This window comes from Streptomyces sp. NPDC003393, from assembly GCF_053589015.1.
Map to the genome: position 1 here is coordinate 233,633 of NZ_JBSFRB010000007.1, position 19,336 is coordinate 252,968.

At 70.7% G+C, this 19,336-nt stretch carries 20 protein-coding genes; 11 read left to right on the forward strand and 9 right to left on the reverse strand.

The features are described from left to right. Positions 1-76 precede the first annotated feature (76 nt). The 5 genes from ACWDUZ_RS10445 to ACWDUZ_RS10465 all read left to right on the forward strand — a co-directional run bounded on the left by ACWDUZ_RS10445 (position 77) and on the right by ACWDUZ_RS10465 (position 2,906). Positions 77-790, forward strand: coding sequence for a hypothetical protein (locus ACWDUZ_RS10445; protein ID WP_451631395.1), 714 nt, complete (start codon positions 77-79; stop codon positions 788-790). Between the two features lie 55 nt (positions 791-845). Then, on the forward strand, positions 846-1,031 hold the full coding sequence (locus ACWDUZ_RS10450; protein ID WP_451631396.1) for a hypothetical protein: 186 nt from the start codon (positions 846-848) through the stop codon (positions 1,029-1,031). A 174-nt stretch (positions 1,032-1,205) separates the two neighbouring features. Then, positions 1,206-1,766 carry a BlaI/MecI/CopY family transcriptional regulator gene (locus ACWDUZ_RS10455; protein ID WP_451631397.1) on the forward strand — a complete coding sequence of 187 codons (561 nt, stop codon included), beginning with the start codon at positions 1,206-1,208 and terminating at the stop codon, positions 1,764-1,766. Positions 1,767-1,775: 9 nt separating this feature from the next. After that, complete coding sequence (locus ACWDUZ_RS10460; RefSeq protein WP_451631398.1) at positions 1,776-2,309, forward strand: amino-acid N-acetyltransferase; 534 nt, start codon at positions 1,776-1,778, stop codon at positions 2,307-2,309. 258 nt (positions 2,310-2,567) lie between these two features. Further along, complete coding sequence (locus tag ACWDUZ_RS10465; protein WP_086730921.1) at positions 2,568-2,906, forward strand: histone-like nucleoid-structuring protein Lsr2; 339 nt, start codon at positions 2,568-2,570, stop codon at positions 2,904-2,906. Positions 2,907-2,989: 83 nt separating this feature from the next. On the opposite strand, the gene ACWDUZ_RS10470 is transcribed toward ACWDUZ_RS10465, so the two are convergent. Beyond that, entirely contained in the window at positions 2,990-3,559 is a 570-nt protein-coding gene (locus ACWDUZ_RS10470) for an SCO3374 family protein (RefSeq protein ID WP_451631399.1), read from the reverse strand. Positions 3,560-4,138: 579 nt separating this feature from the next. Between ACWDUZ_RS10470 and ACWDUZ_RS10475 the strand changes: the two genes are divergently transcribed. Further along, positions 4,139-6,664 (forward strand): ATP-dependent Clp protease ATP-binding subunit, encoded by a 2,526-nt coding sequence (locus ACWDUZ_RS10475; RefSeq protein WP_451631400.1) that lies wholly within the window; start codon positions 4,139-4,141, stop codon positions 6,662-6,664. Positions 6,665-6,759: 95 nt separating this feature from the next. Here ACWDUZ_RS10475 and ACWDUZ_RS10480 read toward each other — a convergent pair whose 3' ends face one another. Next, positions 6,760-7,404 carry an HAD family acid phosphatase gene (locus tag ACWDUZ_RS10480; protein WP_451631401.1) on the reverse strand — a complete coding sequence of 215 codons (645 nt, stop codon included), beginning with the start codon at positions 7,402-7,404 and terminating at the stop codon, positions 6,760-6,762. Between the two features lie 442 nt (positions 7,405-7,846). On the opposite strand from ACWDUZ_RS10480, the gene ACWDUZ_RS10485 reads away from it, so the two are divergent. Next, positions 7,847-8,422 carry a M23 family metallopeptidase gene (locus ACWDUZ_RS10485; RefSeq protein WP_451631402.1) on the forward strand — a complete coding sequence of 192 codons (576 nt, stop codon included), beginning with the start codon at positions 7,847-7,849 and terminating at the stop codon, positions 8,420-8,422. Between the two features lie 214 nt (positions 8,423-8,636). Here ACWDUZ_RS10485 and ACWDUZ_RS10490 read toward each other — a convergent pair whose 3' ends face one another. Then, positions 8,637-9,233, reverse strand: coding sequence for a TetR/AcrR family transcriptional regulator (locus tag ACWDUZ_RS10490; RefSeq protein WP_451631403.1), 597 nt, complete (start codon positions 9,231-9,233; stop codon positions 8,637-8,639). A gap of 152 nt (positions 9,234-9,385) precedes the next feature. On the opposite strand from ACWDUZ_RS10490, the gene ACWDUZ_RS10495 reads away from it, so the two are divergent. The 3 genes from ACWDUZ_RS10495 (at position 9,386) to ACWDUZ_RS10505 (ending at position 12,097) form a co-directional block, all read left to right on the forward strand. Continuing rightward, a complete protein-coding gene (locus tag ACWDUZ_RS10495; RefSeq protein ID WP_451631404.1) occupies positions 9,386-10,987 on the forward strand; it encodes an MDR family MFS transporter in 1,602 nt (533 codons plus the stop codon). A 160-nt stretch (positions 10,988-11,147) separates the two neighbouring features. Then, on the forward strand, positions 11,148-11,594 hold the full coding sequence (locus ACWDUZ_RS10500; protein ID WP_451631405.1) for a helix-turn-helix transcriptional regulator: 447 nt from the start codon (positions 11,148-11,150) through the stop codon (positions 11,592-11,594). Positions 11,595-11,650: 56 nt separating this feature from the next. Then, positions 11,651-12,097 carry a VOC family protein gene (locus ACWDUZ_RS10505; protein WP_451631406.1) on the forward strand — a complete coding sequence of 149 codons (447 nt, stop codon included), beginning with the start codon at positions 11,651-11,653 and terminating at the stop codon, positions 12,095-12,097. Positions 12,098-12,131: 34 nt separating this feature from the next. Here the strand turns inward: ACWDUZ_RS10505 and cseC are convergent, their stop codons facing one another. The 5 genes from cseC to ACWDUZ_RS10530 form a co-directional block, all read right to left on the reverse strand. Further along, positions 12,132-13,502 (reverse strand): two-component system sensor histidine kinase CseC, encoded by a 1,371-nt coding sequence (cseC, locus tag ACWDUZ_RS10510; protein WP_451631407.1) that lies wholly within the window; start codon positions 13,500-13,502, stop codon positions 12,132-12,134. Between the two features lie 10 nt (positions 13,503-13,512). Continuing rightward, positions 13,513-14,214 carry a two-component system response regulator CseB gene (cseB, locus tag ACWDUZ_RS10515; protein WP_451631408.1) on the reverse strand — a complete coding sequence of 234 codons (702 nt, stop codon included), beginning with the start codon at positions 14,212-14,214 and terminating at the stop codon, positions 13,513-13,515. 143 nt (positions 14,215-14,357) lie between these two features. Further along, positions 14,358-15,107: a hypothetical protein gene (locus ACWDUZ_RS10520; RefSeq protein ID WP_451631409.1), complete on the reverse strand. Its 750-nt coding sequence runs from the start codon at positions 15,105-15,107 to the stop codon at positions 14,358-14,360. Further along, positions 15,095-15,634, reverse strand: a complete 540-nt coding sequence (locus tag ACWDUZ_RS10525; RefSeq protein ID WP_451631410.1) for a SigE family RNA polymerase sigma factor — start codon at positions 15,632-15,634, stop codon at positions 15,095-15,097. Before ACWDUZ_RS10525 ends, ACWDUZ_RS10520 begins: the two co-directional genes overlap by 13 nt. A gap of 335 nt (positions 15,635-15,969) precedes the next feature. After that, positions 15,970-16,998 carry an A/G-specific adenine glycosylase gene (locus ACWDUZ_RS10530; protein WP_451631411.1) on the reverse strand — a complete coding sequence of 343 codons (1,029 nt, stop codon included), beginning with the start codon at positions 16,996-16,998 and terminating at the stop codon, positions 15,970-15,972. Positions 16,999-17,202: 204 nt separating this feature from the next. Here ACWDUZ_RS10530 and ACWDUZ_RS10535 point away from each other — a divergent pair, with 204 nt between their 5' ends. Next, a complete protein-coding gene (locus ACWDUZ_RS10535; RefSeq protein WP_451631412.1) occupies positions 17,203-18,021 on the forward strand; it encodes a hypothetical protein in 819 nt (272 codons plus the stop codon). Positions 18,022-18,102: 81 nt separating this feature from the next. Here ACWDUZ_RS10535 and disA read toward each other — a convergent pair whose 3' ends face one another. Next, positions 18,103-19,227 (reverse strand): DNA integrity scanning diadenylate cyclase DisA, encoded by a 1,125-nt coding sequence (gene disA / locus ACWDUZ_RS10540; RefSeq protein WP_451631413.1) that lies wholly within the window; start codon positions 19,225-19,227, stop codon positions 18,103-18,105. Between the last annotated feature and the right edge of the window lie 109 nt (positions 19,228-19,336).

Here is a 19,336-nt window from a genome sequence, read left to right on the forward strand (position 1 = left end):
CCGGGCTCGTCCGCCCGCACCGCGCCACGCCCGCGGCTTATGTCGAGTTTGTCTGATTAGCGCGTATGGTCGCCGTATGCCCATGCCATACGGAACTCGCGGCGGTGTGGCGTTCGGTGCGGAGGAGCTGCGTGTGCTCCGTCGCGCCCTCGCCGTTGCCCTTCATCTGCGTCCCGCCCGCGCCGAGGACGTGCAGGACTGCCTCCGCCTCGCCGAGTCGCTCGACGAGGCGATGCGCGAGAGCGAGCGACTGCGCGCGTTCCTGCTGGCTGATCTCGCCCGTTACCGCGACGCCCTGCCCGGCGCGGCAGCCGGCTACTGCACGCTCCTCCAGGAGGCGCTGGACGCCGGGTACCGGCCCGTCCCCGACGATCTCGCCGCGCTGGGCGCCCTGCGCGGCAGTCCGGCCGCCGCCGCCCTTCTGCGTCGCTGTCGCGCGCAGGGTCCCAGTGCGACTCCCCCGCCCACCGTGCCGGCCTCCCGCGGCCCCCTGAGGGCCCTCAGGGCCGTTCCGGGGGCGTTTCCGCGAGCTCTGCCCGGCGCCCGTGACGCTCTGGGCGGCGAGACCGGCAAGGAGGAACCCTCCCGCAAGCCGGCGCCCTCGCCCAAGCCCGGCGAGCGCCCCGCACCCGCCCGGCCCGGACCGGCGCCCGCCCCCGGGACGCCGAAACCCGCCCGCCGCCCCGTTCCCACCCCGGGCGAGGTGTTCCCGCGCCGCAGGCCCACCCAGCCGTCCGGCGACCCGCAGACCCCGCAGAGCCCGCCGCGGCAGCGACTCGCCGCGGTGTAGTGCTTCCGGACCACCCCGCCCCTGTTAGTCCCGGCCGCGTGGCTACCCTGGTGGCATGGACTACGTCTCCGCACTCGTTCCGCCGGTCGTCATGGCCGCGTTCTTCATCGCCCTGGTCAGGGTGATGGTGAAGACCCAGGGCGGGGCCGCCAAGGCCAAGGAGGACGCCGCCGTGGACGCCGCGGTCGCGCGTGTGCAGAGCGGCCCGCCGGCCGCGGGCGGCACCTCCACCGAGGCCTGATCCGGCCCGGACCCCGGCGTACGACTCGACCGCACGGAGATCACCGTTGTGGAGTTGTGCGCCCTTTTTGTGTCTGTCGGTGCGATGGCATGCACGTCCGGCACGCAATGACCGACATCTCGCACTATGGTCGGAGTTGTGCCTCGCCCTTTGGGAGAACTCGAAGACTCGGTCATGACACGGGTGTGGAAGTGGAACCGCCCGGTGACCGTTCGAGAAGTCCTGGAAGACCTTCAGAAGGAACGGTCCATCGCGTACACCACGGTGATGACCGTTATGGACAACCTCCACCAGAAGGGCTGGGTGCGCCGCGAAGCGGAGGGCCGGGCCTACCGATACGAGGCGGTCTCCACCCGGGCCGCCTACGCGGCCGCACTGATGAACGACGCATGGTCCCAGAGCGACAACCCCGCCGCCGCTCTCGTCGCCTTCTTCGGCATGATGAGCGACGAACAGCGGCGCGCTCTGCGTGATGCGCTGCGGGTTGTCGAAGGCGGCCCGGAAGGCGTGGCGGAAGAGCCCCGCGCGGAGTCCTCCGGAGAACCCGCCGAAGAGCCCGGTGAAGAGCCCGGCGAAGAAGCGCCTGCGCGGGCGCCCGAAGTCGTGGGGGAAGTCCCGGATACCGCCGGGGCCGCCGCCTTCCCCGAAACCTCCTCCCCGCCCGCCGAATCCGCCGATGCCTCCGAAACCGGCGACCAGAACCCCGGCTCCGCACCGGGGGGCCGCGGGCGATAGCGTCCGCTCATGTCCGCAGCGCGACCCGAAGACTCCGCAAAAGCCATCACCGTCCGGCGGGCCCGGACCAGCGATGTTCCGGCCGTGCGTCGGCTGCTGGACGCCTACGTCCGCGGCGGCATCCTGCTCGACAAAGCGACGGTGACGCTTTACGAGGACATCCAGGAGTTCTGGGTGGCCGAACGCGACGACAACGCCGAGGTCGTCGGCTGCGGGGCCCTGCACGTGATGTGGGAAGACCTGGCGGAAGTGCGCACTCTCGCGGTGAAGCCGGGCCTCAAGGGCGCCGGCGTCGGCCACCGGCTGCTGGAGAAGTTGCTCCAGACCGCACGCTGGCTCGGCGTTCGCCGCGTATTCTGCCTGACCTTCGAAGTCGACTTCTTCGGGAAGCACGGCTTCGTGGAGATCGGTGAGACGCCCGTCGACACCGACGTCTACGCCGAGCTGCTGCGTTCCTATGACGAGGGTGTCGCGGAGTTCCTCGGTCTCGAACGAGTGAAACCGAACACCCTGGGCAACAGCCGGATGCTTCTGCATCTGTGATCGCCGGACCTCCACAGGAAGCCGGGGGAAGCCGGAGGGAACGCGGAGGAACCCAGAGCGAACCCCGTGGAACCCCTATGTCCGAAACGCGCATGTTTCCGGTCGGGGTCGAGGGTCCGGTCTCTCCCAGGGGTTTGTGTTTTTCCGGCAAAAGCGGTTTGCTTTCCGACGTACTGCAGTACTGCATATATCAAGGGGCGGCTAAACGGCGGACGCCGACCAACCCCGACCCTCACGTTATCGATGAAAGGAAATCCGGTGGCACAGAAGGTTCAGGTCCTTCTTGTCGACGACCTCGACGGCGGCGAGGCGGACGAGACCGTGACATTCGCGTTGGACGGCAAGACGTACGAGATCGATCTCACCACCGCCAATGCGGACAAGCTCCGCGGCCTTCTCGAGCCGTACGTCAAGAGCGGTCGTCGTACCGGAGGCCGCGCTTCCGGCGGACGCGGGAAGGCGCGCGCCGCCGCTGCCGGTGGCAGCCAGGACACCGCGCAGATCCGCGCCTGGGCGAAGGAGAACGGCTACGAGGTCAACGACCGCGGCCGTGTCCCCGCGTCCATCCGCGAGGCCTACGAGAAGGCCAACGCCTGACGGGCGGTGCGGCCCACGTGGCCGACGGCATCCAGGTCCAGAGCAAGGCCGTCGCCCCAGGCCCACGGTCCCGCGCCCCGGGCCTAGGAAACGGCCGGCGGTCGTGCGTGAGCACGCCGCAGCCGGAGTCGATGGCAGTGCGTCGCCACCGTCTCCACGACCCGCACGAGATCGGGGGCGCCCCTGTCGCCCCCCATGGCCGACAGCGTCGGCAGCGAGGCCCCGGTCTCGCGTCCCGGCCCGGGGGGCCGCAACCACACGGCGGCCCCCTGCGCAGCGGAGCGGCTCCGGGCCGCCGCCCGCGCACCGGGCAGCCCGCCTCCGGGCGGCCGCGCTCCGGCCTGCCCCGCGAAGGGCGGCCGCGGGGCGTCCATCAGCGTGCCCGCACCCAGCGCCACGAGATCCAGGTCCACCGCTGACCACTCCAGCCACTCCAGCAGCCCAGGCAGCTCCTCCGCGCTGCCCGCGGCCGCCAGCAGCCGCATCCGGTCCCCGTGCACGGCCACCGGAGAAGCAGCCCCCAGATGGCGCAGCGCCGCACGTCCGGCCTCGACCGGGACGTCCAGGACGTCGAAGTGGCGGCCCACGACCAGACGCAACGGCGTACCGGGCACCGTGGCCCACCCCAGTTCGTTCTCGTACCAGTCCCGCACTCTGCCGCCGCCCGCACCGAGCGGCCGACGGGGCGAGGGAACCGGACCAGGCGGGGAAACCGGAACAGAGAGGACCGGACCGGACGGGACCGGAGCGGACCGGACCGGAACAGGAAGCGTGGGGAGGCGGCCGACCATGTCAGGTGCAACCGCCGGAAGACGGGCATGGTTACGCTGTGTGGCTTCACGGACGCGGACAGTTTCGAACAGGAGGGTGCGAGGAGGTGGGAAGGGGCGCAAGGTTGTTCGCCCATAGCGGAGGGAACCGGTGCGCGCCGCATGGAGTGTCAGTCCCAGCGGGTAAGACATGCCTAGTGGGAGGGGGCGACACGCAGGCCACAGCCGGGCAAAGGAGTCTCACGTTCGCCATGGGCGTACTGGCGACTGGGGTAACTGCCTGGCCTGCGGGAACATCGTCTCGCACCATCGGGTTGGAGCAGATGTCGGCGTTCGGGGTCAGGAGGCCATCGACGGTGTCGGCAGTTGGAATGAGCGGTCCCCGCTTGCGGGACTAAGCTGCGGAAGGACAGGGAGGGGAAGTTCCCCCCACTGCCTGACCGCTCTGAGGAGCGATTAACGATGTTCGAGAGGTTCACCGACCGCGCGCGGCGGGTTGTCGTCCTGGCTCAGGAAGAAGCCCGGATGCTCAACCACAACTACATCGGCACCGAGCACATCCTCCTGGGCCTGATCCACGAGGGTGAGGGTGTCGCCGCCAAGGCCCTTGAGAGCCTCGGGATTTCGCTCGAGGCGGTCCGCCAGCAGGTGGAGGAGATCATCGGCCAGGGCCAGCAGGCGCCGTCCGGTCACATTCCCTTCACCCCCCGTGCCAAGAAGGTCCTGGAGCTGTCGCTCCGGGAGGCGCTTCAGCTGGGCCACAACTACATCGGCACGGAGCACATCCTGCTCGGCCTGATCCGTGAGGGCGAGGGCGTCGCCGCCCAGGTCCTGGTCAAGCTGGGCGCAGATCTGAACCGCGTGCGGCAGCAGGTGATCCAGCTGCTCTCCGGTTACCAGGGCAAGGAGACCGCCACCGCGGGCGGCCCTGCCGAGGGCACCCCCTCGACGTCCCTGGTCCTCGACCAGTTCGGCCGGAATCTCACCCAGGCCGCTCGTGAGTCCAAGCTCGACCCCGTCATCGGGCGCGAGAAGGAGATCGAGCGGGTCATGCAGGTGCTGTCCCGCCGTACCAAGAACAACCCGGTGCTGATCGGTGAGCCCGGCGTCGGCAAGACCGCCGTCGTCGAGGGCCTCGCCCAGGCCATCGTCAAGGGCGAGGTGCCCGAGACCCTCAAGGACAAGCACCTCTACACCCTCGACCTCGGTGCCCTGGTCGCCGGCTCCCGCTACCGCGGTGACTTCGAGGAGCGCCTGAAGAAGGTGCTCAAGGAGATCCGCACCCGCGGCGACATCATCCTGTTCATCGACGAGCTGCACACGCTGGTCGGTGCGGGTGCCGCCGAGGGCGCCATCGACGCGGCCTCCATCCTGAAGCCGATGCTGGCCCGCGGCGAGCTGCAGACCATCGGTGCCACCACCCTGGACGAGTACCGCAAGCACCTGGAGAAGGACGCGGCCCTGGAGCGCCGCTTCCAGCCCATCCAGGTCGCCGAGCCGTCCCTGCCGCACACCATCGAGATCCTCAAGGGTCTGCGCGACCGGTACGAGGCGCACCACCGCGTCTCGATCACGGACGAGGCTCTGGTCCAGGCCGCCACCCTGGCCGACCGGTACATCTCCGACCGCTTCCTGCCGGACAAGGCGATCGACCTGATCGACGAGGCCGGCTCCCGGATGCGCATCCGCCGGATGACCGCTCCGCCGGACCTGCGCGAGTTCGACGAGAAGATCGCCGCCGTCCGCCGGGACAAGGAGTCCGCGATCGACTCGCAGGACTTCGAGAAGGCTGCCTCCCTGCGCGACAAGGAGAAGCAGCTCCTGGCCGCCAAGGCCAAGCGGGAGAAGGAGTGGAAGGCCGGCGACATGGACGTCGTCGCCGAGGTCGACGGCGAGCTGATCGCCGAGGTCCTCGCCACGGCCACCGGCATCCCGGTCTTCAAGCTGACCGAGGAGGAGTCCAGCCGCCTGCTCCGCATGGAGGAGGAGCTGCACAAGCGGGTCATCGGCCAGGACGACGCCGTCAAGGCGCTGTCCAAGGCGATCCGCCGTACTCGCGCCGGTCTGAAGGACCCGAAGCGTCCGGGTGGCTCGTTCATCTTCGCCGGCCCGTCCGGCGTCGGTAAGACCGAGCTGTCCAAGGCGCTCGCGGAGTTCCTCTTCGGTGACGAGGACGCGCTGATCTCCCTCGACATGTCGGAGTTCAGCGAGAAGCACACGGTCTCGCGTCTCTTCGGTTCGCCCCCCGGCTACGTGGGCTACGAGGAGGGCGGCCAGCTGACCGAGAAGGTGCGCCGCAAGCCGTTCTCCGTCGTCCTGTTCGACGAGGTGGAGAAGGCCCACCCGGACATCTTCAACTCGCTGCTGCAGATCCTGGAGGACGGCCGCCTGACCGACTCCCAGGGCCGGGTCGTGGACTTCAAGAACACGGTCATCATCATGACGACCAACCTCGGCACCCGGGACATCTCCAAGGGCTTCAACCTGGGCTTCGCGGCCTCGGGTGACACGAAGACCAACTACGAGCGCATGAAGAACAAGGTCCAGGACGAGCTCAAGCAGCACTTCCGGCCCGAGTTCCTCAACCGCGTCGACGACGTGGTGGTCTTCCCGCAGCTGACGCAGGCGGACATCCTGCGGATCGTCGACCTGATGATCAGCAAGGTGGACGAGCGTCTGAAGGACCGGGACATGGGCATCGAGCTCTCCCAGTCCGCCAAGGAGCTGCTGTCCAGGAAGGGCTACGACCCCGTTCTGGGCGCACGGCCGCTGCGCCGGACGATCCAGCGCGAGATCGAGGACTCGCTGTCGGAGAAGATCCTCTTCGGCGAGCTGCGCCCCGGTCACATCGTGGTCGTCGACACGGAGGGCGAGGGCGAGAGCCAGACCTTCACCTTCCGCGGCGAGGAGAAGTCGGCCCTGCCGGACGTCCCGCCGATCGAGCAGGCGGCCGGCGGAGCCGGACCGAACCTGAGCAAGGACGCGTAGGCGCCGCGCTCGGCCTGAACCGGAAGGGGGCTTGCCCCGGGACCTCGGTCCCGGGGCAAGCCCTTTTTTCGCCGTGCCCCCTCAGGGGTGTGCGCTCAGGAGAGCTGACTGTCGTAGTCCGGCAGCTTGAAGGTCCTCTCGGCGTGGCCGCCGGTGAGATCGGTGGGGCTGTTGCCGATGTTGGCGATGATCGTGTAGCCCCGGGACTCGATGGCGGCGCGCCGGGCGGTCTTGTAGTCGGCGACGTCCTCGAACAGGTCGAGCAGGCCGCGGACATAGAGGCCGTCGACGTCGTAGCCGTCGCGTTCGAGGTTGTACTCGGTGGGCGCCTTGATGATGCCCGGGCGGGCGGTGACGAAGAAGAGCGAGACGCCGTGTTCCTGGGCGTAGCGGGCCACCGCCAGCACCGGCTGGTTGGCGGGCTGGGGCCAGCTGAAGCCGAAGTCGGTCTCCAGGGTCGTGTTGTCCACGTCGAGCACGATGGCCTGTTTCTCGCCCGGCGCGCCGTCCGATATGCGCTGCCGCAGGTACGGCAGGGCCTGGTTCATCACCGCCTGGCAGTCCCGCTGCCAGGTCGCGTAGTCGACCTTCGCGGCGGTGGTGGTGCTGGTGGCCGTGGCCGCGGTGGTGGCCGGGCGCTGAGGCGCGGCCTGCGCGCTCACGGGGGCGGCCAGCGCCGTGGCGGCGACCGTAGCGGCGGCGGCCATGCCGATGCGGCGCGTCCAGGTGCCTGTTCTCATGAGGGTCCTCTCGCGTCCGTAACCCGGCTCTTTGTTGTGGGCATGCTCATTCTGGCGGGAGAGGACGGCAGGATTACCGGACGGTAACCGTACTGAGACGCGGGCCACATGAGGCCGGTCACAGCGGAGTGGGCCCTGAAGGTGCCCGCCCGTGACATGGGGCACAGGCGCCTTTCCCGGTACTACGAGGCTTAGTGCAGAACAGGGTCCATCAAATCAGACATTTCTCCTCCAAAAATGCCCCTATGTGGGGTCTCTGCAGGGGTTTTGTCCTAAATGGGAGAGGTGTCAAGAGATGTAAATCACTGAGGGCTATTACTAGATTCCCTCGTAGTAAGAGAGTTTGAGGGTGAAAGACCGGGCGGGTTACCAAGGTGGTGCCCGCCCGGCTGAGGCACGAGCCTCCGGGCGGTTTCCATGCCCCCCACACCCTGAGGTTTCGATGTTCCTGAGCGCCACGTCCCGTTCCGCCCGTGCGACCAAGTTCCGTACCCGCGCCGCCGTCCTGGCCGCCGGACTGGGGATCTCGGCCGTCGCGGGTGCGGGAGTAGCGTCCGCCGCCGGCACCGCGGCGGCACCCACTGCGGCCAAGTCGGCCGCCACCTGGGTCGGCCCGGTGAAGCACTACAGCCTCAGCGCCAGCTTCAACCAGGGCGGCAGCCACTGGGCGCACAAGCACAGCGGCCAGGACTTCGCCGTGCCGATCGGCACCGAGGTCGTCGCCGCGCACGGCGGTACCGTCGTCAAGGCCGGCCCCTACGGCGGGGGTGACGGCTCCGCGTACGGCAACGCCATCGTCATCAAGCACGCCGACGGCCGGTACTCGCAGTACGCGCACCTCTCGCGCATCGACGTGAAGGTCGGCCAGGTCGTCGCCACCGGTCAGCACATAGCCCTGTCCGGCAACACCGGCAACAGCACCGGCCCGCACCTGCACTTCGAGGTCCGCAAGACCCCGAACTACGGCTCCGCGGTCAACCCGGTCGCCTTCCTGCGCACCCACGGCGTGAAGGTCTGAGCGAAGCACCGCACGAGGCCCGACCCCGGGCCCGAGCCCGGCGCGAAGGCCCCGGCCGGACCGGCCGTCGGGCGGACGCCCACCCGCAGCGCACCAGCGCCCCGCTGGAACCAGTGGGGCGCCGGTGCGCTGTCCAAGGGCTGTCCCGTGATCCGCGGTGGATCAGCGGATCACGGGGCGGCTTTCGATGCCGTGCGTCTGCCGTTGCGGGGCGTCAGTGTCCGTGCGTCCCCCGGTGGGCCTGCGTCACCAGGTCGATGGCGACCTCGAGGACGGCCTTGCGCCGCTCCTCCGGGTCGCTCTCCATGTCCTGCATGACGAACATGCCCGCGTGCAGCGTGAACAGGGCGCTGACGCAGCGCACCTGGTCGGTCAGGCTCGACTCCGGGTCGATGATGATGTCCCGCAGGCCCGTCATCCGGGTCTTGAAGGTGTCGCCGATGCGCAGTTCCCGGACCGTCGCCTGGTTCTCCTGCATGAAGCGGAACAGCGGCGCCGCGCCGTCGAGCGCGTCGCTGTAGCGGCGGATGATCTCCTGCTTGGTCTCCAGGGTGTGCGGCTGCTTCCGGCCCCACTCGATCAGTTCCTGGATCGGCTGCGTCAGATCCTCGAAGAGGCTGACGATGATCTCTTCCTTGGTCTTGAAGTGGTAGTAGAGCGCGGCCTTCGTGACGTCCAGGCGCTCGGCGATCTCGCGCAGCGAGGTCTTCTCGTAACCCTGCTCCGCGAAGAGCTCCAGGGCCACGTCCTGGATGCGCTGACGGGTGTTTCCGCGGCGCTGCCGCTTCGTGCCGTCCATCGTGCCGCCCATCCTTCGTACTCCTCGCGCTCCCTGAGACTACCTGTCGGCCGGCCGACGGAAACTTACTTGACGACCGGCTAGTAAACCTCTACCTTCCTGAGTGTAGTAACTTGCCGGGCGGCAAGTAAGTAGCAGAACGGTAGCTGGGGGAAACAGGAACCATGGCGGACGCACCGAAACCCGAGACGGAGACCGGCCCGGCCGGCAAACAACCCAAGAGCGTGCGGGTCGTCCTGCTCGCGCTCATGATCGCGATGATGCTCGCGATGCTCGACAACATGATCGTGGGCACCGCGATGCCGACGATCGTGGGCGAGCTCGGCGGCCTTCAGCACCTGTCCTGGGTGGTGACGGCCTACACGCTGGCGACCGCCGCGGCCACGCCGCTGTGGGGCAAGCTCGGCGACATGTACGGGCGCAAGGGCGCCTTCCTCACGTCGATCGTGATATTCCTGGTCGGCTCCGCGCTCAGCGGCATGGCGCAGAACATGGGCGAGCTGATCGGCTTCCGCGCCATCCAGGGCCTCGGCGCGGGCGGTCTGATGGTCGGCGTGATGGCCATCATCGGCGATCTGATCCCGCCCCGGGAGCGCGGCAAGTACCAGGGCATGATGGCCGGTGTCATGGCGCTCGCGATGATCGGCGGCCCGCTGGTCGGCGGCACCATCACCGACAACTGGGGCTGGCGCTGGGCCTTCTACATCAACCTGCCGCTCGGCGCGGTGGCACTCGTGGCGGTCAGCGCCGTGCTGCACCTGCCGAAGAAGCGCGCACAGGCACGGGTCGACTACCTGGGCGCCGGGCTGCTGACCCTGGGCATCAGCTCCATCGTGCTCGTCACCACCTGGGGCGGCACGGAGTACGCCTGGACCTCGGCCCGGATCATGGAGCTCATCGCGATCGGCGTGGCCGCGCTGGTCGGGTTCGTCTTCTGGCAGACCAGGGCCGCCGAGCCGATCGTGCCGCTGCACATCTTCCGCAGCCGCAACTTCACCCTGATGTCGCTGATCGGCTTCATCACCGGCTTCGTGATGTTCGGCGCGGTGCTGTTCCTGCCGCTGTACCAGCAGTCCGTGCAGGGCGCCTCCGCGACCAACTCCGGTCTGCTGCTCCTGCCGATGCTGGGCGCGATGCTGGTCGTGTCGATGATCGCGGGCCGGGTCACCACCAACAGCGGCCGGTACAAGGTCTTCCCGATCGTCGGCAGCGTGCTGATGGTCACCGGGCTGTACCTGCTGTCCCTGATGGACACCGAGACCACCCGCCTGACCTCCGGCCTGTACATGGCCGTGCTCGGCGCCGGCATGGGCTGCCTGATGCAGATCACCATGCTGGTCGCGCAGAACAGCGTGCAGATGAAGGACATGGGCGTGGCCTCCTCGTCCACCACCCTGTTCCGTACGCTCGGCTCGTCCTTCGGTGTGGCGATCATGGGCGCGCTGTTCAACCACCGGGTCCAGGACGTGATGGCCGAGCGGGCCGGCGGGTTGGGCTCCAAGATCACGGAGCAGTCCGCGCAGCTGGACGCCAAGCACCTGGAGATGCTGCCCGCGGCGGCGCGGGAGGCGTACCAGCACGCGGTGTCAGCCGGTACGCACTCGGCGTTCCTGCTGGGCGCCGTGGTCGGCATCCTCGCCCTGGCGGCGGCGGTGTTCGTCAAGGAGGTGCCGCTGAAGGGCGCGGGACCGGCCAAGGCCAAGCCCGAGGGCGAGGAGGCCACGAGCGACGCGGCGACCCCCGCTGGTGTCGCGGAAGCCGTCTGAGCCCCCGCGGACGTCCCCCCGCCCCCGAAGGCCCCCGGCGCGAGCCGGGGGCCTTCCCCGTGCCGCCAGGCCTTCCGGCACGTCCCGCGAGCCCGCCCCGTTGAGCCCCCCGTCACGGCGCCCGGGCCGTCTGTCAGTGCCCCGTGTCACCATCGGCCGTATGGAAGCGGTGGCGGGCAGGATGCGGCGGCTGCGCCTGGCCAAGGACGCCATGGACCGGGACTGGGCGGACCCGGACCTCGACCTGGACACGGTGGCGGCTCACGCGGGCTACTCGCGCTACCACTTCGTCCGGGCCTTCAAGGAGGCGTACGGCGAGACGCCCCGCCAGTACCTCACCCACCGCCGCATCGAGCGGGCCGGGGACCTGCTGCGCACCGCGAACCTGACGGTGACCGAGATCTGCCACCTCGTCGGCTTCAGCAGCCTGGGCACGTTCTCGTCCCGCTTCAAGGCCCGGACCGGGCTCACCCCGAGCGAGTACCGCGCCCGGCACGTCGGCCGCGGCGCCGCCCTCATCCCCGGCTGCTACGCCATGCTCTGGGCCGGCGGATTCCGCCCCGGCACGTCCCGCGAGCGAGAGAGCAATTCCCGAGAAGCGGGCTGAGGGCCCGCCCGCCTACCGTGGCAGCGCAACCGCATCCCGCAACCCCCGGAGACGCCATGATCAAGGGCATCGCCATCACCACCGTCTGGGTCCTCGACCAGGACCGCGCGAAGGAGTTCTACACCCAGAAGCTCGGCCTGGAGGTCCGCACCGACATGACGATGGGGGAGGGCGGCGCGCGCTGGCTCACCGTCGGCTCCCCCGACCAGCCCGACGTCGAGCTGACCCTCATGGTGCCGGGGCCGCCCGCGATGGACCCCGAGTCCGCCGAGATGGTCAGGAAGCTGGTCGCCAAGGGTGCCCTCGGCGCCGGTGTCCTGACGACCGACGACATCCACGGCGACTACAAGAAGCTCAAGGAGCGCGGGGTGGAGTTCCTCCAGGAACCGCAGGAGCGCCCCTACGGCACGGAGGCGCTCTTCCGCGACGACTCCGGCAACTGGTTCTCCTTCACCCAGCGGCGCGAGGGCGGCCTGGACCCGGACAAGGAATGGGCCTGCTAGGACCCCGGGTCTGCCCAGCGGACCCGGCGGGCGGTCACTCCCCCTGCCGGGGCACCTGCTGCGGCAGCACCGGATAGCTGCCCGTGTTCGTCGGGGCGTGCTCCGGCAGCCACAGCACCGCGACCGCGCCCTCGGCCGGAATGTGCTCGGGGGCGCCCGCGGGCCGTACGTTGCGGAAGGTCAGGCGTGCCCCCAGCACCCGGGCCTGGCCGGCGGCGATGGTCAGGCCCAGGCCGTGGCCGCGTCCCGCGCGGTCCGCGCTGCCGGTGCGGAACCGGCTGGGGCCCTCCGCCAGCAGCGCCTCCGGGAAACCGGGCCCGTGGTCGCGCACCCGGATGACCCGGCCCTCGACGGTGACCTCGATCGGCGGCTTGCCGTGCCGGGCGGCGTTGGCGAGCAGGTTGAACAGCACCCGCTCCAGGCGCCGCGGGTCCGTCGTGACCTCCGACTCGTGCACCACCCGTACCTCGACGTCCGGGTCCTTCGCCGCCACCCGCCGGGCGACGAACTCGCCGAGCACGATGTCCTGGAGTTCGGCCCGCTCCGAGGCGCCGTCCAGCCGCGCGACCTCCAGCACGTCCTCGACCAGCGTGCGCATGGCCTTCGCCCGGTCCAGGACCAGCTCGGTGGGCCGGCCCGGCGGCAGCAGCTCGGCGGCCGTCAGCAGTCCGGTCACCGGGGTGCGCAGCTCGTGCGCGATGTCCGCGGTGACCCGCCGCTCCGCCTCCAGCCGCTGCTGCAGCGCGTCCGCCATGGCGTCCACCGCGCGTGCGAGATCGTCGGTCTCGTCCCGCACGACCCCGCCGATGGCGTCACGGACCCGTACGTCCGTTTCGCCCTTGGCCACCTGGTTCGCGGCGGTCGCCGCCTTGCGCAGCCGGCGCGAGAGCTGGCCGCCGATGAGCACCCCCAGCGCGCTGCCGCCCAGCACGACCGCGATGGAGCCGATCACCAGCGCCTGGTCGAGGTCGTTGAGGATGTCCGTGCTGCGGTCGGTGAAGTGCGTGTGCAGGGAGAGCACATGCCCGCCCTTGATCGGCATGGCCGCCCAGATGTCGGGCACGCCGCCCGGGTGGTCGGTGACGTACGTGGCTCGCCGACCGTTCTCGACCTTCTCCCGCAGCGCGGCGGGCAGGGTCGGATCGTCGATCTTGAAGGGGGCGGGGGCAGGCCGCCGGCCCGGGCGGTCGTAGATGCTCTGCGCGAACTGGAGCCGTTGGTCGGCCAGGTCGCGGGCGTTGTCCAGCATCGACACCCGGGCGGCGTTGTGCACCACCAGGCTGAGCGCGATCGCCACCAGCGCGCCGACCAGCGCGATGGCCGCGCTGAGCTTCCACCTCAGCCCCGTACGGATGTCCGCCTGCTCCAGGCGCCCCGGGAGCAGGCGCCGCGTGTTTCCCGGCATGGCGCCCCGCTCAGGCCTTCAGCTTGTAGCCGAAGCCGCGGACCGTCTCGATGCGGTCCTGGCCGATCTTCCCGCGCAGCCGCTGCACGTGGACGTCGACGACCCGGGTGTCGCCGCCCCAGCCGTAGTCCCACACGCGCTCCAGGAGCTTGTCCCGGGACAGGACCGTGCCCGGGGCGGCGGAGAACTCGAGCAGCAGCCGCATCTCGGTGGGGGTGAGCGCCACCGGCTGCCCGGCCCGGCGCACCTCCATCCCCTCGGTGTCGACGTCGAGATCGCCGAAGGTCAGCACCCCGCCGTCCACCGAGGAGGAGCCGGCCTCGGCGCGGCCACCGCCCGCGTGCCCGAAGCGGCGCAGCACCGCCCGGATCCGGGCGACCAGCACGGCGCCGTCGAACGGCTTGGTCACATAGTCGTCCGCGCCGGCCTCCAGACCCAGCACGACGTCGATGGAGTCCGCCCGCGCCGACAGCATGATCACCGGCACCGTCGACTCGTCGCGGATGCGGCGGCACAGACTGACGCCGTCCAGGCCGGGGACCATGACGTCCAGCAGCGCGATGTCGGGCCGCCTCGCCCGGAACGCCTCCAGGCCCGACAGGCCGTCGGGCATGGCCGTGACCGCGAAGCCGTCCCGCTCCAGGGCGAGCTGTGTGGCCTCACGGATGACGTCGTCGTCCTCGACGAACAGGACGTGGGTCTGCTCTGCCATCCCGGTTGCTCTCAGTCCTTGTGTACTTCGAAGGGTGCGCCCACTGTGTGGACGTGTCCGGCGCGTGAGGCGTTCACTCGCACGTCCGGCCGGCGGCTCGGCCCCCGCGGGCGACCGGTTCACGCCACCGCAATTGTCCCGCGTCAGTTGCCGGGGGTCGGAGCGGCCGACGCGTTCCCGCCGACGGCCTTGCTGTACTCGTTGCGCGTGCTGAACTCCTTCGTGAACGCGCGCCCGTTCCACCGGTAGGTGATCACAAACTCGCCGGACGGGTTGGACACCGGGTCGTCCTTCTCGTACACCTGCTTGGTCACCACGAGGTCGCCGCGGTCGATCTCCGCGTAGACCGGCGGCTCCTCGGCCCGGAACACCTCTTCGTACCCGTCGCCGCGCTCGCGGTACACGTACGAGCCCACGCCCACCGCTTCTTCGCAGGTCAGCACATTGACGACGATATCGTCGACGGAGCCGCCGGTCAGCTTGCCGTACGCCACGTCGACGGGGTACTGGTCGCCCGCGCACGGCTTGAGGCCGCGCTTGACGGCGGCCGAGACCTTCGGGTCGTCCTTGACGAGCCGGACCGGGTCCACCGGCCGGGGGGTGTCGGCGGGGCTCGCGGAGAGGCTGGGCGAGGGCGCGCCGGCCACCGAGCTGGCGTCGGCCGGCCCCTCGTCGCGGGCGCCGGTGCCGCCCGTGCCGCAGGCGGAGACCAGCAGGCCGAGGGCCGTGACCACGGCCGCCGCCGTGGTCACCGCCTGGAAGGTCCCCCGGACCGGGGCGAGCCCGGCACGACGACCCGCGCCGTCGCCGGGGCAGGAGTCACCCTCGCCGTTCGGGCCGGCTTCGGCCCCGCCGCTCCGGTCGACCTCGGCCGTACCGCTCAGGCCGCGCAACGCTCCCGCTCCTCACGCTCCAGCGCGCGTGCGTCCAGATCGCGGGCCTCCAGCTCCTGGCGGAGCCGGGCGAGCGCCCGGTGCAGCGTGCTCTTGACCGTTCCCGCGGACATGCCGAGGGCGGCGGCCGTCTCCTCCGTGGACATCTGCTCCCAGTGTCGCAGCACCACGACACTGCGCTGCTTCGGAGCGAGAACTTTCATGATGTCCATCAGGAGCGCGCGGTCGGCGTGCTGCTCGGTGGAGTCCTCGACGCTGGCGTCCGGAAGCTGCTCGGTGGGAACCTCCTCCAGCTTCCGCGCCCGCCACCACTCCGTACGCGTGTTGATCATGACTCGGCGCAGATAGGCGTCCGCGAGCCGCTTGTCGGCGATGCCCTCCCAGCGACCGTACGTGCGCACCAGAGCGGTCTGGAGCAGGTCCTGGGCGTCGATGGGGTCCGGCACCAGCCGGCGGGCGCTGCGCAGCAGCGCGTCCTGCCGGGTGCGCACATACTCCTCGAACTCCAGCACCTCACCCTGGGCCATGATCAACCGCCTCCGCTCCCCGTTTTCCGACCCGCCTGCTGTCGGATCCCACGCTGTGTGCGGGCCGGCCGTGGTCGGCAGCCGCCCGGTGCCCGTCGGGCACGCAACAGAAGGTACGGAGGCGTTGTCACGGCGTTGTCCGAAGCAGCCTGCGGCTGGCCCTCGGCTGTACGTCGGTTGTGTAACAGACGTAGGAACGGGGTAAAGAGGTGCTCTGATTGGCCCTGATATGGGGTGATTTGAGCCCTCGGGTGGCGCGCGGGTGTGTGACACGGACGCCCGCGCCGCCCCAGGAGGCGTCACCGCCGCGACCGAGTCCGGGCGGTGACGTGGTGTCAGGCCGACGGCAGCCGGTACAGGCCGCCCGGCAGCGGCTCCACCAGACCGTCCGCGACGAGTCCGTCCAGGGCCCGGCCTCGCTGGACCGGCTCGTGCCACACCCGGTCCAGCACCGCCTGCGGCACCGCCGTGTGAGCCTCCCGCAGCACGGCGAGCAGCTTGCCGCGCACCTGCCGGTCGGTGCCGGCGTAGGTCTGACCGCGGCGCGGCGGCCCCTCGTGCTCCGGCTTGCCCGCCAGCCGCCACGTGCAGTGCCCGGCGATCGGGCAGCGGTCGCACGACTCGTTCTTCGCCGTGCACACCAGTGCGCCGAGCTCCATGGAGGCCGCGGCCCAGCGGGCCGCGGTCCGCTCGTCCTCCGGCAGCAGGGTGCGGGCCAGGCGGCGTTCGGCTGCGGTGGTGGCGTTCGGCGGGTACTGCACGCCGGTGACCGCGCGGGCCAGGACCCGGCGGACGTTGGTGTCCAGCACGGCGTGCCGCTGCCCGTAGGCGAAGGACGCGACCGCCGCGGCCGTGTACTCGCCGATGCCGGGCAGGGCGAGCAACTGCGCGTGCTCGGTGGGTACGTCGCCGCCGTGCCGTTCCGTTATGGCGATCGCGGCGCCGTGCAGGCGCAGGGCGCGGCGCGGATAGCCGAGCCGGCCCCAGGCGCGGACGGCCTCGCCCGGCGCCTCCTTGGCGAGGTCGGCGGGGCGCGGCCAGCGTTCGAGCCACTGTTCGTAGACGGGCAGGACGCGGTTGACCGGCGTCTGCTGGAGCATGAACTCGCTGACCATCACCCCCCAGGCGCCGGCGTCGGCGCGCCGCCAGGGCAGGTCGCGGGCGTTGGCGTCGAACCAGGTGATGACGTGGTCGTGCAGGGTCGCGCCGTGCGGGGCGCCGGGCGTGCCGGACGCCGAGGCGGCGGCGGCGGCGTCGGTGGCGTCGAGGGGGCTGTCGACGGCGCTTTCGACGGCGTCGACGTCGGTGGCCGGGGCGGTGGCCGTGGCGGTGGGGCTGTGTGGGGGCAGTGTGGGCGCAGTCATGGCCCTTCCGATCCTGCCACGTGGGGATGGACGGCCGCGTGATCCCGCGCGTCCCGGTGTCGTCACCGACCGTCACTGTTCGGTTACCACGACCGCAAAGGAGGTGGCCTGTACGGGCGTTGCTCGAATGATGATCCGGAAAAGTTGTGGTCGGCGCGGCGGGTGGGGCGGGGGAAGGCCACGATCTCTCGTACAGTTTGGGCCGTGGGATCTCTGCGCAATCCGGTCGGGCCGCTTCCCTCGTCCATCTACTGGCGACGGAGGGTCGTACTGCTGTCCGTGGTCGCCCTGCTGGCCCTGCTGGTCGTCTGGGCCGTCACCTCGGGCGGCGGGGGCCACAAGAACAGCGGCAGTGCGTCCGACGGCAAGCATCCCACGCCCTCCACCATCACCCCGGGACCCTCCGGTTCCGGTCCCGCGATCAGCCAACGCCCCGGTGGACGTGACGAGTCCGGCGGCGGTGACTCCGGCGGATCGGGGGCCGCCTCGGGCGGCGGCACCGCTTCCGGCTCTCCGGGCAGGGACGGCTCGGGTGCCGGCTCCGGATCCGGTGCGGGCTCGGGCGGCGGCGCCGACGGCGGTTCCGGGACGGGCGCCGTGCTGCCGGCCGGCAGCACGCTCCCCAACTGCGTCCCCGGGACTGTCGCGTTGACCCTGCGCAGTGTGCACAACACCTACGCGCCGGGTCAGACGCCGACCTTCGAACTGACGGCGAAGAACTCCTCCGGCGCCGACTGCAAGGTCGACCTCGGGCCGAAGTCCGCGGTGCTGACGATCAGCAAGGCCGACAGCAGCACCGACTACTGGTCCTCGGACGACTGCCCGAAGACGGCCGGAAACCTGCTGTACCGGGTGCCGGCGGGCAGCGCCGTGACCTCCACCGTGCGCTGGGACCGCAAGCCGAGCGCTCCGCGGTGCGCGACGCCACCGGCGGGCTCGGCCGGGGCGGGGACGTACCTGGTGGAGGCGAAGGTTCCGGGGTACGGCAAGCTGCAGACGTCGTTCGTTCTGTCGGCGGACTAGCGGCGTACCTCCGAGGCGGTCAGCTCCTCGGCGGTGTCTGCGCGCTCGGACGTACCGGCGTTCTCGGACGCACCGGCGTTGTCAGACGTACCGCTCCAGGATCGACGACTCCGCCAGCCGCGACAGGCCCTCGCGGACGCTGCGGGCCCGGGCCTCGCCGACGCCGTCCACCGTCTGGAGGTCGTCGACGCTGGCCGCGAGAAGCTTCTGCAGGCCGCCGAAGTGCTCGACCAGACGGTCGATGATGGCGCCGGGCAGCCGGGGAACCTTGGCCAGCAGGCGGAAGCCGCGCGGGGAGACGGCCGAGTCCAGCGTCTCCGGCGAGCCGGTGTAGCCCAGGGCACGGGCGACGGTGGGCATCTCCAGCAGCTCGGCGTGGGAGAGCTTGTCGAGTTCGGTCAGCGCCTCCTCGACCGTGCGGGAGCGCTTGGCCGTGGGCTCGGGGACGTAGTCCCGTACCACCAGCTCGCGCTCGGGCTCCACGCCCGCGATCAGCTCGTCCAGCTGGAGCGCCAGCAGGCGGCCGTCGGTGCCCAGCTCCACCACGTACTCGGCGATCTCGGTCGCGATCCGGCGCACCATCTCCAGGCGCTGCGCGACCGCCGAGACGTCGCGGACCGTCACCAGGTCCTCGATCTCCAGCGCCGACAGCGTGCCCGCCACCTCGTCCAGGCGGAGCTTGTAGCGCTCCAGGGTGGCCAGGGCCTGGTTGGCGCGGGAGAGGATCGCGGCGGAGTCCTCCAGGACCCGTCGCTGGCCGTCGACGTAGAGGGCGATCAGCCGCATCGACTGCGAGACGGAGACGACGGGGAAGCCGACCTGCTTGCTGACGCGGTCCGCCGTGCGGTGCCGGGTGCCGGTCTCCTCCGTGGGGATCGTGGGGTCCGGGACCAGCTGCACGCCGGCCCGCAGGATCTTGGACAGGTCCGAGGACAGCACGATGCCGCCGTCCAGCTTGCACAGCTCCCGCAGCCGCGTCGCCGTGAACTCGACGTCCAGGACGAAGCCGCCCGTGCACATCGACTCCACGGTCCTGTCCGCGCCGAGCACGATCAGGCCGCCGGTGTTGCCGCGGAGCACCCGCTCCAGCCCGTCCCGCAGGGCCGTTCCCGGCGCCACGGCGCTCAGTGAGGCGCGCATCAGGCCATCGGCGCCGGAACTCCCGCCGGACTTTCCGGGAGCTGCCGCCCGGTCGTTGGCTGCCACTGCACTCCTCCGCTTTTGGATGCTCGTTCGCCTCCGGGGCGCCCCCACGGGCTCACTCGTCGCAGGTTCTCCAGGCGCTCCCGTTTCGCACACTCGGTTCGTACGGACG